Genomic DNA, 17,349 nt, shown 5'->3' with positions numbered 1-17,349 from the left:
ATATTATATATACTCGCCACCCCAAAATCGAGTAATCTCTGACCCTGCGATAGCAACTTGCCCATTCGGTCTTACAATACTCTTAAGGAATCCACTCTTAATGTAACGATAGATGGTGTTCGCACTAACTCGTAACTTCTCAGCAGTCTCCTTAACCGAATATCTACCTTTCGGCTTTACATCAGGCGGTTCGTTTATCATCGTTACCTCCTTTCTCCTTGTTGCGTTTGAGGATGCCATAGATGCTAGCCTCACACGCATATTTGAAGTCACTCATTGTCCGCCGCACAGCCTCAGACTTCTTGAGACCATGCTTCATGTAGTTCTCAACTGATTGAACTACCAAGCTTTCTTTTTCTTTTTGAGATTTAATAACCATATTTAACTATAAATTTATATAGAAATTAATATTAAATTATTATCTTTGCATCCGAAATATATCGGTGTTTTATAATTACACCGCAAAATTAATAAAAAAAATTGAGATACTATTATTTTCTATTAATATTTTAATAATAATTAATATAAACGTATGGGTGAACTATTGGAAAGAGCAAAAAAGGTGGCTGAGCACAAGGGAATGTCAATGGCTCAGTTTCAGGAAAAGATTGGTGTAAGCATCAGTCATTTCTATAATACAGATAAATTATCATTGAAGACAAAGAGAGCTGTTTCAGAGGTCTTCCCTGATATTAATGCTGATTGGTTAGAAACGGGTGAGGGTTTTATGACTAACACCGATAAGCTACAGGAGGAAGGCAAATTCTATAAAGTACCGCTTCTTCCGGTTGCAGCGCAAGGTGGTACACCAAACAATTTCGAGTATCAGATAAAAAAGCATGATTGCGAAATGATAATTTCTCCTATTGAGAATATTTCGATGGCAATCTCAGTCACGGGGGATAGTATGTCGCCAGAGTACCCAAGCGGTAGTAAGGTTCTTGTGCAGAAGATTAACGAGAAGGCTTTCATTGAATGGGGCAACACCTATGTGCTCGATACAGTAAATGGAGCTATCATTAAGAATGTATTCCAAGCAAAGGGTGATGATACGAAGGTCATATGCCGCTCCGTAAACCCTAATTTTGCAGACTTTACTGTTGATGTTTCTGATATTAGAGGATGGTACAGAGTGCGCTGTTGCATTACCATAAAGTAACGTTAAAATACGTAAAACATGCAAATTTCGTGCAAACGTATTATAATAGAAAGCGTAACGATTTGGTTATCAATAGGTTATTCTACACCATACTGATACAAAAAATATTGGTATCTTTGTTGCCAAATTGTAAGATTATGAAGAGATTTAAGATATTTTTTATCGTTTTATGCTCTGTTTTGGCCGCAAAAGCCCAGAGTATCGTGTTCAATAACCAGGTGCCGAAACATGAAGTAAGAGCTGTATGGCTGACAACCATAGGAGGTATCGACTGGCCACACTCTTATGCCCAGTCTTCTTATTCTGCCGAAAAGCAGAAAAAGGAACTGACGGATATACTGGACCGGTTACAGCAGGCTAAAATCAACACCGTACTGATACAGACCCGCGTAAGAGGTACCATGATTTATCCGTCGGCATACGAACCTTGGGATGGATGTCTGTCAGGATTTCCGGGCAGAAGTCCGGGCTATGATGCACTGCAGTTTGCCATCGACGAATGCCATAAGCGCGGTATGGAACTGCATGCCTGGGTGGTAACCATCCCTGTAGGAAAATGGAACGCACTCGGCTGCAAAACCCTCAGACAGAAGATGCCGAAACTCATCAAGAAGATTGGAGCCGACGGATACATGGATCCGGAAAACAGCCGGACTGGTGATTATCTGGCAAACATCTGCAGGGAAATTACACATAAATATAATGTAGACGGTATTCACCTCGACTACATCCGTTACCCTGAAACCTGGAACATCAAAGTGAGCCGGGAACAGGGACGCCGGTATATCACCAACATCGTAAGAAAGATTCACGATGCAGTGAAGGCTGAAAAACCTTGGGTAAAAATGAGCTGCTCACCTGTAGGAAAGTATGATGACCTGAGCAGATACCTGAGCTTTGGCTGGAATGCATACACGAAGGTCTGCCAGGATGCACAGGGCTGGCTCAAGAGCGGTCTGATGGACGAGCTCTTCCCTATGATGTATTTCAAGAACGAACACTTCTATCCATTTGCCATCGACTGGCAGGAACAGAGCCATGGCAAGATTGTAGTTCCAGGACTGGGCATCTACTTTCTCGATCCGAAAGAAGGAAAGTGGAACATCAATGACGTGACGGCAGAAATGTATCACATCCGAAACCTCGGAATGGGATATGCTTTCTTCAGAAACAAGTTCCTCCTGGACAACAAACAGGGTATTCTCGACTTTACCCAACGTTTCAATCCATACCCTTCATTGGTTCCGCCGATGACCTGGGCAAGCAAGAACCAACCGGAACAGCCACAGCAATTATCGGTAATCACCACCGATAACAAGGTATCAGTTTCCTGGAGCAATCCTTCAAACTATACGGATGGCACTAAAATCGCAACCCCTTATATATATAATAATGTATACGCGAGCAAGAAATATCCGGTTGACATCACCGATGCACGCAATCTGGTTGCCGCACGAATCATAGGAAATTCGTTCAAAATAGAAAATCCTGATGCAAAACATCTGTTTGTTGCCGTAACTTCAATGGACGGATATGGCATAGAAAGCCAGCCAACTCAAGAAAAAGAGGAAGAGATTCAACTTCTTGCCCAAAGCACAGGAGCTGCGAAATTACTCGAATGTGACGGAAAGAAGGTATATCTAGCAGAAACCACCAAAAATCTCATTTTTGACGTTCTGATGGTCGAAACCCTGCAAGGATGCGATATTCTGTACCTCCATGCAAAAGATAACACGCTAGATGTTAGAAACTTAAAGGAGGGTATCTACCGCGTGGTAAGCATCAACAAGAAGGGGTATAGACATACATTAGGAACCTTCAAGATGAAGAAAAATTGATTTTTTTCGAAAAAAGTTGCAAAAAAATTTGGTGGAATCAAAAAATAGTAGTACCTTTGCACTCGCAATTCAGAAATGAGGCTTTTAAATGTTGCACCCTTAGCTCAGTTGGTAGAGCAACTGACTCTTAATCAGTGGGTCTAGGGTTCGAATCCCTAAGGGTGTACAAAAGATAAGAATTGGCTCCGTAGCTCAACTGAATAGAGCACTTGACTACGGATCAAGAGGTTCAAGGTTTGAATCCTTGCGGAGTCACTCTCCTATCAAAGCTTCACTGAAACAAATGGTTTTGGCTCCGTAGCTCAACTGAATAGAGCACTTGACTACGGATCAAGAGGTTCAAGGTTTGAATCCTTGCGGAGTCACCAACAAATAGTTGCACCCTTAGCTCAGTTGGTAGAGCAACTGACTCTTAATCAGTGGGTCTAGGGTTCGAATCCCTAAGGGTGTACAAAAAGAGCATTTCTTAACAGAAATGCTCTTTTTTGTTTTGTATTTCTCCCTACCATTTCATATCACCTTTAAAATATCACTTTATATCTCTTTAAATATCACTATAAAAAAAAGTTGCAGCCATCCAAAGTTTACACCCAGACAACCGCAACCAATTTACCAATCAAAAATATCTAAAATCTTATCCCGCCATCATTACACAACTCTACTATCAACAGAAGAGCCAGTAAAGAACTGCCAGCACGGCTATCATAACAACAGCTACCATTGCTTTAATCATGCAGGTAGCCACCTTCTTTAAGACAAACAGTCCTACAACAAGGACTACCAATGCCAGCGCATAATATCCAAAATCATTCATATCACATTATTATATATATAAACTACCAATCAGCATTCATCACCCTATTAACGATCATTCTTTAATGCCCTGCGGAATTCAGCCGGTATCGGAGTTTCAAATTCCATAGGCTGATGCGTTACGGGATGATAGAAACACAGCACATAGGCATGCAGGCACAAGCGCTGGCATGGATCATCACCATTACCATACTTGATGTCACCACACACCGGATGCCCCATATCGGCTGTATGAACACGAATCTGATTCTTACGGCCCGTTTCAAGTTTGAACTCCACCAGAGAATGAGCCGTTGTACGCTCTAATGTATGGAAATGGGTAACAGCATACTTGCCGCCATTATCCGTATCACTACTGTAAGTAATATAAGCCTTGTTATCTTTCAGCCAGTTGGCAACGGTACCTTCATCTTCTTCCATCTCTCCGGAAACCAGAGCCACATATCTGCGGTCGTACACATTATGATGCCAATCATCCTCCAAAGCCAGTTCCGTCTGCTTATCCTTGGCATAAATCATCAAGCCCGATGTATCACGGTCAAGTCGGTGTACTACATGCGCCTGGCAGTTCTGGCGAGTCTTATGAAAATAATCATCAAGCACCGTTTTCACATTCAGAGTAGAATGACCGGCAGCCATACTCAAGATACCGATGTTTTTCTCGACAACAATCAGATATCTGTCTTCATAAACAATCTTAAGGTATCTGCTTTTAAATACCTCCTGATTCTTCTTTGTCTTGCTCACACTCACCTTCATACCCGGCTTCAGGGCATAATCAAACTGGGTAATGGTTTTGCCATTCACCTTGATTCCCCTACCCTGCAGAGTCTGCTTCACCTTAGTCTTGCTAGGTCCCTTCACATTCTCCATCAGCCATTCCAGCAACGGAGCAGGTTTTTCTACCTTGTAATGCTCATATTCATTAGGGTTTCCGTAGCCATAAGCATTATTGGTATGCTTATTAAAATTTCCTTTTCTATTTTGTTGTCTCATATTGTTATCAATATCATTTTCTTAACATGAAAAACACAGAATCAATGCTGCATTTTCTCCGTTTCAGCCTACAAAAGTAAGACTTTTCTGCAAAATAACAAAAAGCCACCATGTTTTTAACTAAAAATTAGTAACTTTTGCCAATAAATCATTGTGTTTCAAATATTTTTTTGTAATTTTGCAGCTGAATTAAAGATATAATCAGAATAAAAGATATTTAGGAACAAATAATGATTACAGTACAAAATCTTGCGATCCAATTCGGAAAGAGAGTGCTTTACAAGGATGTAAACCTCAAGTTCACTCATGGTAATATTTATGGTATCATCGGTGCTAACGGTGCCGGAAAATCTACTTTCCTCCGCGCTATCAGCGGCGACCTTGAACCAAACAAGGGTACAGTAGAAATGGGACCAGGCGAGCGACTTTCTGTCTTGGAACAGGACCACTTCAAATATGACGATTTCCGCGTGATGGATACCGTTCTGATGGGCCATCAGCCATTATGGGAAAACATGAAGGAGCGTGAGCGCCTCTATGCTAAGCCAGAAATGACAGAAGAAGATGGTAACCTCGCTGCTGAGCTGGAGCTCAAGTTTGCAGAAATGAATGGTTGGGAGGCTGAAAGCAATGCCGCACAACTTCTGCAAAACCTCGGCGTAAAGGAAGACCGCCACGACAAACTCGTAGGTGAACTCTCTAATACAGAGAAGGTGCGCGTGATGCTGGCTAAGGCACTCTTCGGCAACCCAGACAACCTCCTTCTCGATGAGCCTACCAACGATCTCGACCTCGACACAGTTGAGTGGTTGGAAGACTATCTCAGCAACATTGAACAGACCGTACTCGTAGTATCTCACGACCGTCACTTCCTCGATGCAGTAAGTACCCAGACCGTAGATATCGACTTCGGTAAGATTACTATGTTTGCAGGTAACTACTCTTTCTGGTACGAGAGTTCTCAGTTGGCTCTCCGCCAGGCTCAGAACCAGAAGATGAAGGCTGAAGAGAAGAAGAAGCAGTTGGAAGAATTCATCCGCCGATTCTCAGCTAACGTTGCTAAGAGTAAGCAGACTACATCCCGCAAGAAGATGCTGGAGAAACTGAACGTTGAAGAAATCCGTCCATCAAGCCGTAAATACCCAGGCATCATCTTCCAGATGGACCGTGAGCCAGGTAACCAGATTCTGGAGGTAGAGGGACTGAAAGCATGCGACGAAGACGGAACAGTGCTCTTCGACAATGTAAACTTCAACATAGAAAAGGGCGAGAAGGTAGTGTTCCTCTCTCACAACCCTAAAGCGATGACCGCACTCTTCGAAATCATCAACGGCAACCGAAAGGCTGACGCAGGTGACTACAAGTGGGGTGTTACTATCACAACAGCTTATCTCCCACTCGATAATACAGAATTCTTCCAGAGCGACAAGAATCTGGTAGATTGGTTGAGCCAGTATGGTCCAGGTAACGAAGTTGCCATGAAGGGCTACCTCGGAAGAATGCTCTTCAGCGGCGAAGAAGTACTGAAGAAGGTAAATGTCCTCTCCGGAGGTGAGAAGATGAGATGTATGATTGCACGCATGCAGTTGCAGAACGCCAACTGCCTGATTCTTGATACACCAACCAACCACTTGGACCTGGAGAGTATTCAGGCATTCAACAACAACCTGGTAGGTTTCAAGGGCAATATCCTCTTCTCTAGCCACGACCACGAATTCATCAACACCGTGGCAAACCGCATCATCGAGCTCACTCCATCAGGCACCATCGACAAGCTCATGTCTTATGATGAGTATATCTACGATGAAGCTATCAAGGAGCAGAAGGCTAAGATGTACGGATTCTAAACAGAAAGTTATTCTGCTGTTTTAAACAGCAACCACAAATTATCTTATAATTTAATAGTGCCAATTCGATGAGAATCGGGTTGGCACACTTTTTGTCAAACAACCAATAACAAGAATTATCATGTTTAAAAAATTTAAGACTATGTCAAAAGAAAAAGAAATCAATATAGAGGACGGAAACGTTCAGGAGACTGTTCAGAATGAAAATAATGAGCAGACAACTCAAAATGAAAATACTGAGGAAAATCAGAATACTGACAACAAGGCAGAAGAAGGTGACAACAATACAGACGCTGCTGACAAGAAGGCAGAAGAGATTGATCCTTTAACAAAAGCACAGCAAGAGGTAGAGGAACTCAAGAAACAGTTGCTCTATAAGACTGCTGAGTTTGAGAATTACCGCAAGCGTACCCTCAAAGAGAAAGCAGAACTGATTTTGAATGGCGGCGAGAAGACTGTAGCTGCTATTCTGCCTATTCTCGACGACTTTGAGCGTGCCATCGCTGACAAGAGCGAAGACCCTAAGGCTATCAAGGAAGGTGTTCAGATGATTTTCAACAAGTTCGTAAAGACACTCGAAGGTCTTGGCGTAAAGAAGATTGAAACCAACGACAAGGATTTCGATGTAGATTTCCACGAGGCTATTGCTATGGTTCCGGGAATGGGCGATGACAAGAAGGGAAAGATCATTGACTGCGTCCAGACAGGTTATACGATGAACGACAAGGTGATTCGCCATGCTAAGGTAGCTGTAGGTCAGTAAGAAAGAAATATCAAGAATTATTTTTCAAAATCCAGAACATTCTATTAGAATTCTGTAAGAAAATTCAATATTTGAAATAAGCAAATGGCTAAGAGAGACTATTATGAGGTGCTGGGCGTAGACAAGTCGGCATCAGAAGACGAAATAAAGAAGGCGTATCGAAAGATAGCCATCAAGTATCATCCAGACCGCAACCCTGGCAACAAAGAGGCGGAAGAGAAATTCAAGGAAGCTGCCGAAGCTTACGAAGTTCTCCACGATGCCCAGAAGCGCCAGCAGTATGACCAGTTTGGTTTCGACGGTCCACAAGGTGGATTCGGCGGATTCGGCGGTGGTGCCAGCATGGACATGAACGACATCTTCTCTATGTTTGGAGATATCTTTGGCGGACACGGCGGTTTCAGCGGCTTTGGTGGCGGCGGATTCGGTGGCGGCTCACAGAAGCGGGTTTACCAGGGTGGCGACCTTCGCGTAAGAGTAAAACTGACTCTTCAGGAAGCAGCAACAGGTGTTACCAAACGCTTCAAGATTCGCAAGGATGTAACTTGCTCTGCATGTCACGGAACAGGTTGCGAAGGTGGTGCCCAGCCAGAAACATGTCCGGAATGTCACGGAAGCGGCTATGTCTTAAAAACGGTGCGCAGTATGTTCGGCATGATGCAAACTCAGGCTGCCTGTACAAAGTGTGGCGGTGAGGGAACTATCATCAAGAACAAATGTAAGGAATGCGGTGGCGACGGAATCGTGAAGGGCGAGGAACTCGTAGAAATCAATATCCCTGCAGGTGTCGACAACGATATGGTTGTTACCGTTGAAGGAAAGGGTAACCAAGGCAAGCACAATGGTCTCTACGGAAACCTACAGGTAATGGTAAGCGTAGAAAAGAACGATGATTTCGAGCGTGTTGGTCAGGACTTATACCATAATCTTGTTCTTGACTTTGCAACTGCCACTTTGGGTGGCGAGGTAGAAGTCCCTACCTTGGATGGCAAGACGAAGATCAAAATAGAACCTGGCACACAACCTGGCAAACAGATCCGTTTGCGTGGCAAAGGTATGCCGGCTATTAAGGGATATGGTTATGGCCGTGGTGATATTATCGTCAATATTACCGTTTTCATCCCTACCTCTCTGACCAAAGAAGAAAAGGATCTTGTTGTGAAATTCAAGGAATGCGATAATTTCAAAGCAGATAATGCAGAGAAGAAATCTCTCTTTGAAAGTTTCAAGAATCTCTTTAAAAAATAAACAGTAAAGAGCAATCCCCGAAGAGGGCGAACTATCTTCGAAAGAACGGTTCGCTCTTTTCGGGGATTATCTGTATATATAATAAGGTATAACATATAACATGAATTATCAAGAAACTGTTGAATATCTTTTCACCAGCACGCCGGTTTTTGAAAAGATTGGAGCCAAGGCATACAAACCTGGGCTTGATACGATGTATAAAATGGATGAACACTTCGGACATCCTCATAACCAATATAAATGTATCCACATTGCAGGAACCAACGGAAAAGGTTCATCATCCCATACCCTTGCTGCAATCCTGCAGAGCCAGGGCTATAAGGTCGGCCTGTTCACATCTCCACATCTTATAGATTTCAGAGAACGCATTCGCGTAAATGGTGAGATGGTAAGCGAAGAGTATGTAATCGACTTTGTAGAAAACAACCGGAATTTCTTCGAACCGCTACATCCTTCGTTCTTTGAACTGACCACCATGATGGCATTTCAGTATTTTGCAGAACAAAAGGTAGACTTTGCCGTCATCGAAGTTGGATTGGGAGGAAGACTGGATAGTACCAACATCATCACTCCTATCCTATCCGTTATCACGAACATCAGTTTTGACCACACCCAATTCCTCGGGAATACACTCGGCGAGATTGCAGGCGAAAAGGCGGGTATCATCAAGCCACAGATTCCTGTCGTTATTGGCGAATGGAACGAAGAGACCCAACCTGTATTCATCAAGAAAGCCCATGAGCAGAATTCTCCAATCCATTTTGCACATGCAACTGACGCAGACATGAACTTCGAACTGAAAGGCAACTATCAGAAAAAGAACTACTGCACCATATCCACAGCCGTAGAATGCCTGAAGGAAGAAGGAATAGAAATCAAAGATGAAAGCATAAAGAACGGCTTCGAACATGTATGCGAGCTGACAGGCTTACGTGGCAGATGGGAAAAACTCAACGAGCACCCACTCACCATCTGTGATACGGGACATAACCTTGCCGGATGGGAGTATCTGGAACCTCAGATTGCATCCGTCAAAGCCGATACGAAACATATTGTCTTCGGAATGGTTGACGACAAAGATGTAGAGCATGTAATGGGACTATTAGAAAAGTTGCCAAAAGAAAGCACGATTTTCTATTGGACACAGCCATCAACCAAAAGAGCGATTCCTGTAGACAAATTATACGGATACGCGCAAAAGCACAGCTTAAACGGAACATGCTATCAAACTATCGCACAGGCATTTAACAAAGCAAAAGCAAACGCAAAAAAAGATGATTTTATCTTTATTGGCGGATCAAGTTACGTCGTTGCCGATTTGCTATCAGAATCGTTTTAGGATTTTTTAAATCAAAAAGTTCATAAAATATTTGTAATACTCATTTTTTTTAGTTACTTTGCAGTACATTACTTAAACCAGAGTAAGGTAACTAAAAAAAGTGAGATATTATGAATACAGAACCAGCAAATAAGTGTGGTTTGAAAAGAGAAGATTTTCAGACCACAGTGAATGGCAAGAAGACTGATCTCTTCGTGTTGAGAAACAAGCAAGGCAACGAAGTTGCAGTGACTAACTATGGTGGAGCAGTCGTAGCCATCATGATGCCTGACAAGGATGGCAACTATGCCAACCTCATCCAGGGTCATGACAACATACAGGACGTCATCAATTCACCAGAGCCATTCTTGAGTGTGCTCATCGGTCGTTATGGCAACCGTATTAAAGAAGGCAAGTTCATACTTCACGGCAAGGAGTATCACTTGGCATGCAACGATGGTCCCAACCACCTGCATGGTGGACCTACAGGTTTCCATACCAAAGTTTGGGATGCAACCCGCATGAGTGATAGCGCTGTCGTATTGAAATACACAAGCCCTTATGGTGAAGAAGGCTTCACTGGTGAGTTGACAGTTTGGGTAGCTTACACATTGACCGACGACAATGAGTTCGTTATCAAGTATCAGGCTACAACCAACAAGACAACCATCTGCAACCTGACACATCACGCTTTCTTCTCAATCCAGGGTATTGCTAATCCTACCCCAACAGTTGACAATATCATCTGTGAGGTAAACGCAAACTACTATCTCCCTATTGATAAGTATTCTATCCCTACAGGTGAGATTTTGAAGGTTGAGGGCACACCATTCGATTTCCGTACACCAAAGCCAATTGGTCAGGACATCAATGCAGACAACGAGCAGATCAAGAATGGTCAGGGCTATGACCACAACTATGTATTGAACAAGACAGAAGAAGGTGAGTTGAGTTTCGCTGCCCGTATAAAAGACCCTGTAAGCTGCCGTACCATGGAGGTTTATACCACAGAACCAGGTTTGCAGATGTACACAGGTAATTTCCTTGCAGGTATCTCAGGACAGTTTGGTGCAACATTCCCACGTCGCAGTGCAGTCTGCTTCGAGGCACAGAAGTTCCCAGACACTCCAAATCACACCTATTTCCCAAGTTGCAGATTAAATCCGGGTGAAACATACACCCAGAAGACAATCTATAAGTTTGGAATTGACAAATAAATCAGAATAAATCATGGAGCAGGTACTCTAAACAGCACTTGCTCCATTTTCGCGCTTGAATGACAAAACTCATCCAGCGCGACAACAATCTTAAAGAGAAGTCTTAACGTCTTTAAAGAAGAAACAACCTCTTAGAAGAAAAGAGTAGCAACCTCTTTACCATAAAAGAGAATCAATAACCTCTTCAAAAAGAGTATAAACAAGCTTTTCGCAAATAATAATAACAAATAACAATATCAACTATCAAAAAAAATGGAAAACCAAAGTAAAAATGGCAATATCATCGCCATTATCACGATGATGTTCCTCTACGCCATGATTTCGTTCGTAACGAATTTGGCTGCTCCTATCGGAGTTATTTGGAAAAATGTATTCGCTGACAGCGGAAGTGCTAACATGATCGGTATGTTGGGTAACGCCATGAACTTCTTGGCTTACCTCTTCATGGGTATCCCTGCAGGTAAGTTGCTCACCAAGATTGGTTACAAGAAGACAGCCCTCACCGGTATCGCTACCGGATTCGTAGGCGTGCTCATCCAGTTCCTTTCAGGTAAGTTCGGTGCCGACATCTCAGGCTTCGCCGTTTACCTCTTCGGTGCGTTCATCTCAGGTTTTGCTGTTTGTATTTTGAATACTGTTGTAAACCCAATGTTGAACCTCATCGGTGGTGGTGGTAACCGCGGTAACCAGTTGAACCTCATCGGTGGTACATTGAACAGTTTATCCGGAACTTTAACCCCAATGCTCGTAGGTGCCCTTATCGGTACTGTTACTGCTAACACCAAAATGGTAGATGTGAACCTCGTGCTTTACATTGCCCTTGCCGTATTCGCAGCAGCATTCGTTATCTTGAACTTCATCCCTATCCAGGATCCAGAGATGGGTAAGACTACAGACAAGACTGTATTCGAGCATTCACCATGGGCTTTCCGCCACTTCAACCTCGGCGTTATCGCAATCTTCGTTTATGTAGGTGTTGAGGTAGGTATTCCTGGAACATTGAACTTCTACATTTCTGATACAACAGCAAATGGTGGTGGTTTCATCAATGGTACAGCTTTGGCAAATGCAGCAGCTATCGGTGGTTTCGTTGCAGGTACATACTGGCTTCTGATGCTGGTTGGTCGTCTTTGCTCCAGTTTTATTGCTGACAAGGTATCTAGCCGCATGATGATGATGATTGCCAATGGTGCAGGTATGATCTTTATCGTCCTCGCCGTACTTCTCGGCAAGTCAACAACAGTAGAAATGCCTGTATTTACAGGTACATCATTCCAGATGGTAACAGTGCCTATCGCTGCCATGTTCCTGGTACTCTGCGGTCTCTGCACTTCTATCATGTGGTCTTCTATCTTCAACCTTGCTACCGAGGGTCTTGGCAAGTATACAGCCCAGGCTTCAGGTATCTTCATGATGATGGTAGTAGGTGGCGGATTGATGCCATTGGTACAGAACTTCATCGCAGACAACGCTGGCTATATGGCTAGTTACATTGTGCCTCTCATCTGTATGGCATACATGTTCTTCTATGCTGTAGCTGGTTGCAAGAACATCAACAAGGATATTCCTGTTGATTAAAAACACGAAATAAATTAGCCCTAAGGCATATATAGTCTTAGGGCTAAATCATATAATCAAATCTTTAGTAACAACACAACAAAAACTTAACTAATTATGGATATTGAAAAAGTAAGAAGCCGATTCATCAAGCATTTCGATGGTAAAACAGGTAACATCTACATGTCACCAGGTCGTATTAACTTGATTGGCGAGCATACCGACTATAATGGTGGATTTGTTTTCCCAGGTGCAGTAGATAAGGGTATTATGGCAGAAATCCGTCCTAACGGAACAGATACCGTCATGCTCTACTCTATCGACTTGAAGGACCGTGTAGAATTCAAGGTTAATGATCCTGAAGGTCCTCGCGCTTCATGGGCGCGTTACATCTATGGTGTTTGCCAGGAGATGAAGGCATTGGGGGTTGACGTAAAGGGTTTCAATGCAGCATTCTATGGTGATGTGCCTCTCGGTGCAGGTATGTCTTCTTCAGCTGCTCTTGAAAGCTGTTTTGCTTTTGCTTTGAACGACCTTTTTGGTGACAACAAGGTTTCTAAATGGGATCTCGTTCTCGCAGGTCAGGCTACTGAGCACAAGTATGTAGGTGTTAACTGCGGTATCATGGACCAGTTTGCTTCTGTTTTCGGCAAGGAAGGTAAGTTGATGCGCCTCGATTGCAACAGCCGCGAATTTGAATACTTCCCATTCGAGCCTAAGGGCTATAAACTCTGCCTGGTAAACTCTAAGGTAAAGCACGAGCTGGCAGGTTCTCCATACAACGACCGCCGCAACTCTTGCGAAAATGTTGTTAAGCACATTGCAGCAAAGCATCCAGAGGCTAAGTTCGAAACTCTCCGTGATTGCACATGGGAGCAGTTGGAAGAGGTTCGCGCTGAGGTAGGCGAAGAGGATTACAGCCGCGCTCACTTCGTATTGGGCGAGAAGGACCGCGTTTTGGCTGTCTGCGATGCTCTTGAGAAGGGCGACTACGAGACAGTAGGTCAGAAGATGTACGAGACTCACCACGGCTTGAGCAAGGAATACGAGGTAAGCTGCGAGGAACTCGACTTCTTAAACGATATTGCTAAGGAGAACGGTGTTACTGGTAGCCGTATCATGGGCGGTGGCTTCGGTGGCTGCACTATCAACCTGGTAAAGGACGATATCTACGACAAGTTCGTTGAGGACGTTACAGCTAAGTTCACAGCCAAATATGGTCATGCTCCAGAGATTTACCCTGTAATCATCTCTGAGGGTTCTCACAAGGTTTGCTAATATATACATTATATATAATATAAGGAACTGCAGTTAGTATTTGCTAACTGCAGTTTTTTTTGTCCCAAATAAGCCAAAAACAGGCGTTTTCATACAAATAGTGTTAAAAAGACACTTTAGAAGAAAAAAAGTTAGGGAAAACGCTTGCAGATTCGAAATAAAATTGTAATTTTACACCCAAAATGAATAAACAATAAAAAACAGCCTAAAAATGAGTACATTTAAGACCCTATTTATGGGAGTTGGTTTTGCGGCTATCGCTACCCTCTCAGCTTGTTCATCAAGCAACAATGCAAGTCTCACACAATCTGGTTTGAATCCAGCAGATTTCGATTCAACAGTATTGGGCAAGAAGACTGAGTTAGTAACTCTCAAGAATGCAAACGGCATGGAAGTTTGCCTCACCAATTATGGTGGACGTGTAGTTTCCATTTCCGTTCCTGATAAGAACGGAAAGCCAACGGATGTGGTTCTGGGTTACGACAACATACACCAGTATGCTGACACACTTAACTCTCCTTCGGATTATGGTTCTTCTGTAGGACGTTATGCCAACCGTATCAAGGATGCTAAACTTTCACTTGCTGGTTCAACATACCAGTTGAAGGCAAATGATAACGGCAACTGCCTGCATGGTGGTGGTGCTACAGGATGGTTGAACCAGGTTTACGACATTACAGAGAAGAACGACTCATCCGTTACCTTCACTATCAATGCGAAGGATGGCGAGAATGGATTCCCTGGCAACGTAACAGCAACAGCTAAGTATACCGTCAAGAGTGACAACACACTCGACATCGAGTTTGGCGCCACAACAGACAAAGAGACCGTTGTCAACATGACCAACCACAGTTACTTCAACTTGAATGGCGATCCATCTAAGGAAGGTTTCGATCAGGTAATGTACATCAATGCAGATAAGTTTACTCCTGCAGATTCACTTTACATCCCAACTGGTGAAATCAAGAGTGTCGATGGAACCCCTATGGATTTCCGAAAACCTGCAGAAATCGGCAAGAAGGTAGATTATAACTTTGACCAGATTAAGAATGCCACAGGTTACGACCACAACTGGTGTTTGAACACATATAAGAATGGTAAGGGCGATGACAAAACAGTTTGCGCAAGCCTCTACTCACCAAAGAGCGGTATCCTTCTTGAAGTATTTACAAACGAGCCTGGTATTCAGGTCTACACTGGTAACTTCCAAGGTACAGGTATTGCCTGCAAGCATGGCATCAAGTATCCTAAACACGTAAGCGTTTGCTTCGAGAGCCAGAAATATCCTGATTCTCCAACCAAGATTGCTCAGGGGGTAAAGGATTGGACAGATGCCACATTGAAGCCAGGAGAGAAATACTATTCTCACCTCGCTTACAAATTCAGCGTTAAAAAATAAGCGTAAGTTAGTTTAAAAGTTAGCGAACCGGCGGATAAAGTCCGCCGGAACAGCTAACATCCAACAAGAAGTTTTCGCAATGACAAAAAACGAAATGTGCTGGATAAGAAACTAACATAATAAGCATCCAACAAAAGAGAAAAACAAACAAATAATAATAAACAAACAATCTTATAGTAATTATGAATTGGAATTCAACAGAATTCGTATGGCTTGATTGGGCTGTACTCGCCATTGGTGTAATAGGCGTAATTTGGGCTGTCTGGCACGCAATCGTGAAAGACAGAAAGGCTCAGAAAGGTGAAGACTCTTCTGCCTACCTCTTCGGTAAGGGTGAGCCATGGTATGTAATCGGTATGGCTATCTTTGCTGCCAACATTGGTTCTGAGCACCTCGTTGGTTTGGCTGGTACAGGTGCCAAGAGTGGTGTCGGTATGGCACACTGGGAGATGCAGGGTTGGATGATCCTCATCCTCGGTTGGTTGTTCGTACCTTTCTATCAGTTGCTCATCAACAAGATGGGTAAAATCATCACCATGCCAGACTTCCTGAAGTTCCGCTATACCCAGCGCACAGGTTCATGGCTCTCTATCATCACCCTCGTAGCTTACATCCTTACTAAGGTGAGCGTTACAGCCCTTACAGGTGGTATCTTCTTCGAATATCTTTGGGGCTTGAACTTTTGGGTTGGCGCTATCGGTTTGATTATCCTCACCACCATCTTCACCGTATTCGGTGGTATGAAGGGCGTGATGACATTGTCAACCATCCAGACTCCTATCCTCGTCATCGGTTCTTTCCTCGTACTCTTCCTCGGTCTCTCTACCCTCGGCGGTGGCAGCATCTCTGCAGGTTGGGCCGACATGATGGATTACTGCGGCAAGTTGAACAACGGTTATGGTACAACTCACATGTTCCACTGGGAGGCAGGTGACTCTATGTATCAGGAGTATCCTGGTTTCGTAGTATTCATCGGTGCAACCATCATTGGTTTCTGGTACTGGTGTACTGACCAGCACATCGTTCAGCGTGTATTGGGTCAGGTTCCTGGCGAGAGCAACGTAGAGGTTATGAAGCGTGCCCGCCGCGGTACTATCGCAGCCGGTTTCTTCAAGGTACTCCCTTGCTTCATGTTCCTGATTCCAGGTATGATTGCAGCAGCCTTGGCTCAGAAGGGTGCCATCCAGATGAACGAGACTGATGCAGCCTTCGCCATCATGGTAAAGACCGTTCTTCCTGCAGGTATCAAGGGTATCGTAACCATCGGTTTCATCTGCGCACTCGTTGCTTCATTGGCAGCATTCTTCAATAGCTGTGCTACCCTCTTCACCGAGGACTTCTACAAGCCATTGAAGAAGGGCATGTCTGAGGCTCACTACGTACTCGTTGGCCGTATCGCTACCATTGTAGTTGTAGTTCTCGGTTTCGCATGGTTGCCAATCATGATGAAGATGGATACTTTGTACAACTATCTCCAGGGTATCCAGTCACTTCTGGCTCCAGCCATGGTAGCCGTATTTGCAATGGGTATCTTCTTCAAGAAGATTACTCCAAAGGCAGGTGAATACACCATGATTACCGGTTTCCTCATCGGTATGCTCCGCCTCGTTACCAACGTTATTACTGACACAGGTAAGGCAACAATGGATGGTGCATTCTGGGATTACACCGCATGGTTCTGGCAGACCAACTGGCTCGTATTCGAGTGCTGGTTGCTCGTATTCCTCATCATCTTCATGGTAGTAGTAAGCTGCTTCACTCCAGCTCCAAGCAAGGAGCAGGTAGAGGCAATCACCTTCACATCTGACTTCAAGAAGTCTATCCGTGAGAGTTGGGGTGCCTTCGATATTATCGGTACCCTCGTAGTAATCGGCCTCTGCGCAGCATTCTACGCATACTTCTGGTAAAATATTATT

15 protein-coding genes and 4 tRNA genes are annotated in these 17,349 nt (G+C 43.7%); 15 read left to right on the top strand and 4 right to left on the bottom strand.

What is annotated here, in order from left to right:
* Positions 1–3 precede the first annotated feature (3 nt).
* Entirely contained in the window at positions 4–201 is a 198-nt protein-coding gene (locus FO447_RS16250; RefSeq protein WP_200757603.1) for a helix-turn-helix domain-containing protein, read from the bottom strand.
* The gene (locus FO447_RS03350) at positions 182–346 is read right to left on the bottom strand and encodes a hypothetical protein (protein WP_200757601.1); all 165 of its coding nucleotides are present in this window, start codon (positions 344–346) and stop codon (positions 182–184) included. Before FO447_RS03350 ends, FO447_RS16250 begins: the two co-directional genes overlap by 20 nt.
* Before the next feature lie 186 nt (positions 347–532).
* On the opposite strand from FO447_RS03350, the gene FO447_RS03345 reads away from it, so the two are divergent.
* The 6 genes from FO447_RS03345 (at position 533) to FO447_RS03320 (ending at position 3,448) form a co-directional block, all read left to right on the top strand.
* A complete protein-coding gene (locus tag FO447_RS03345) occupies positions 533–1,159 on the top strand; it encodes a LexA family transcriptional regulator (protein ID WP_200757599.1) in 627 nt (208 codons plus the stop codon).
* A 137-nt stretch (positions 1,160–1,296) separates the two neighbouring features.
* Positions 1,297–2,997 carry a glycoside hydrolase family 10 protein gene (locus tag FO447_RS03340; protein WP_200757597.1) on the top strand — a complete coding sequence of 567 codons (1,701 nt, stop codon included), beginning with the start codon at positions 1,297–1,299 and terminating at the stop codon, positions 2,995–2,997.
* A gap of 93 nt (positions 2,998–3,090) precedes the next feature.
* A tRNA-Lys gene (locus FO447_RS03335) sits at positions 3,091–3,163 on the top strand.
* A gap of 15 nt (positions 3,164–3,178) precedes the next feature.
* Positions 3,179–3,252: transfer RNA gene (locus FO447_RS03330), tRNA-Arg, on the top strand.
* Positions 3,253–3,288: 36 nt separating this feature from the next.
* Positions 3,289–3,365: transfer RNA gene (locus FO447_RS03325), tRNA-Arg, on the top strand.
* Positions 3,366–3,375: 10 nt separating this feature from the next.
* A tRNA-Lys gene (locus FO447_RS03320) sits at positions 3,376–3,448 on the top strand.
* Between the two features lie 213 nt (positions 3,449–3,661).
* On the opposite strand, the gene FO447_RS03315 is transcribed toward FO447_RS03320, so the two are convergent.
* Together FO447_RS03315 and FO447_RS03310 are read right to left on the bottom strand one after the other, a co-directional pair.
* Positions 3,662–3,811, bottom strand: a complete 150-nt coding sequence (locus tag FO447_RS03315; RefSeq protein WP_117726909.1) for a sulfate transporter — start codon at positions 3,809–3,811, stop codon at positions 3,662–3,664.
* A gap of 47 nt (positions 3,812–3,858) precedes the next feature.
* Complete coding sequence (locus FO447_RS03310) at positions 3,859–4,806, bottom strand: RluA family pseudouridine synthase (RefSeq protein WP_022120709.1); 948 nt, start codon at positions 4,804–4,806, stop codon at positions 3,859–3,861.
* A gap of 230 nt (positions 4,807–5,036) precedes the next feature.
* On the opposite strand from FO447_RS03310, the gene FO447_RS03305 reads away from it, so the two are divergent.
* The 9 genes from FO447_RS03305 to FO447_RS03265 all read left to right on the top strand — a co-directional run bounded on the left by FO447_RS03305 (position 5,037) and on the right by FO447_RS03265 (position 17,340).
* Complete coding sequence (locus tag FO447_RS03305; RefSeq protein WP_117586876.1) at positions 5,037–6,653, top strand: ABC-F family ATP-binding cassette domain-containing protein; 1,617 nt, start codon at positions 5,037–5,039, stop codon at positions 6,651–6,653.
* Positions 6,654–6,795: 142 nt separating this feature from the next.
* Complete coding sequence (locus tag FO447_RS03300; RefSeq protein WP_022122109.1) at positions 6,796–7,416, top strand: nucleotide exchange factor GrpE; 621 nt, start codon at positions 6,796–6,798, stop codon at positions 7,414–7,416.
* 84 nt (positions 7,417–7,500) lie between these two features.
* Positions 7,501–8,664 carry a molecular chaperone DnaJ gene (gene dnaJ, locus FO447_RS03295; RefSeq protein ID WP_118065568.1) on the top strand — a complete coding sequence of 388 codons (1,164 nt, stop codon included), beginning with the start codon at positions 7,501–7,503 and terminating at the stop codon, positions 8,662–8,664.
* 100 nt (positions 8,665–8,764) lie between these two features.
* On the top strand, positions 8,765–10,003 hold the full coding sequence (locus FO447_RS03290; RefSeq protein WP_200757596.1) for a bifunctional folylpolyglutamate synthase/dihydrofolate synthase: 1,239 nt from the start codon (positions 8,765–8,767) through the stop codon (positions 10,001–10,003).
* 110 nt (positions 10,004–10,113) lie between these two features.
* The gene (locus FO447_RS03285; RefSeq protein WP_006846772.1) at positions 10,114–11,199 is read left to right on the top strand and encodes an aldose epimerase family protein; all 1,086 of its coding nucleotides are present in this window, start codon (positions 10,114–10,116) and stop codon (positions 11,197–11,199) included.
* A 252-nt stretch (positions 11,200–11,451) separates the two neighbouring features.
* A complete protein-coding gene (locus FO447_RS03280; protein WP_006846773.1) occupies positions 11,452–12,777 on the top strand; it encodes an MFS transporter in 1,326 nt (441 codons plus the stop codon).
* A gap of 96 nt (positions 12,778–12,873) precedes the next feature.
* On the top strand, positions 12,874–14,034 hold the full coding sequence (gene galK / locus FO447_RS03275; RefSeq protein WP_118139547.1) for a galactokinase: 1,161 nt from the start codon (positions 12,874–12,876) through the stop codon (positions 14,032–14,034).
* Between the two features lie 211 nt (positions 14,035–14,245).
* Positions 14,246–15,433, top strand: a complete 1,188-nt coding sequence (locus tag FO447_RS03270; RefSeq protein ID WP_200757594.1) for an aldose epimerase family protein — start codon at positions 14,246–14,248, stop codon at positions 15,431–15,433.
* A gap of 182 nt (positions 15,434–15,615) precedes the next feature.
* On the top strand, positions 15,616–17,340 hold the full coding sequence (locus FO447_RS03265) for a sodium:solute symporter (protein ID WP_200757593.1): 1,725 nt from the start codon (positions 15,616–15,618) through the stop codon (positions 17,338–17,340).
* Positions 17,341–17,349: the final 9 nt, after the last annotated feature.

It is taken from the genome of Segatella copri, from assembly GCF_015074785.1.
Lineage (GTDB): Bacteria > Bacteroidota > Bacteroidia > Bacteroidales > Bacteroidaceae > Prevotella.
The sequence above is the reverse complement of the archived record's forward strand: the minus strand, read 5'-3'. Positions and strand labels throughout refer to the sequence as shown.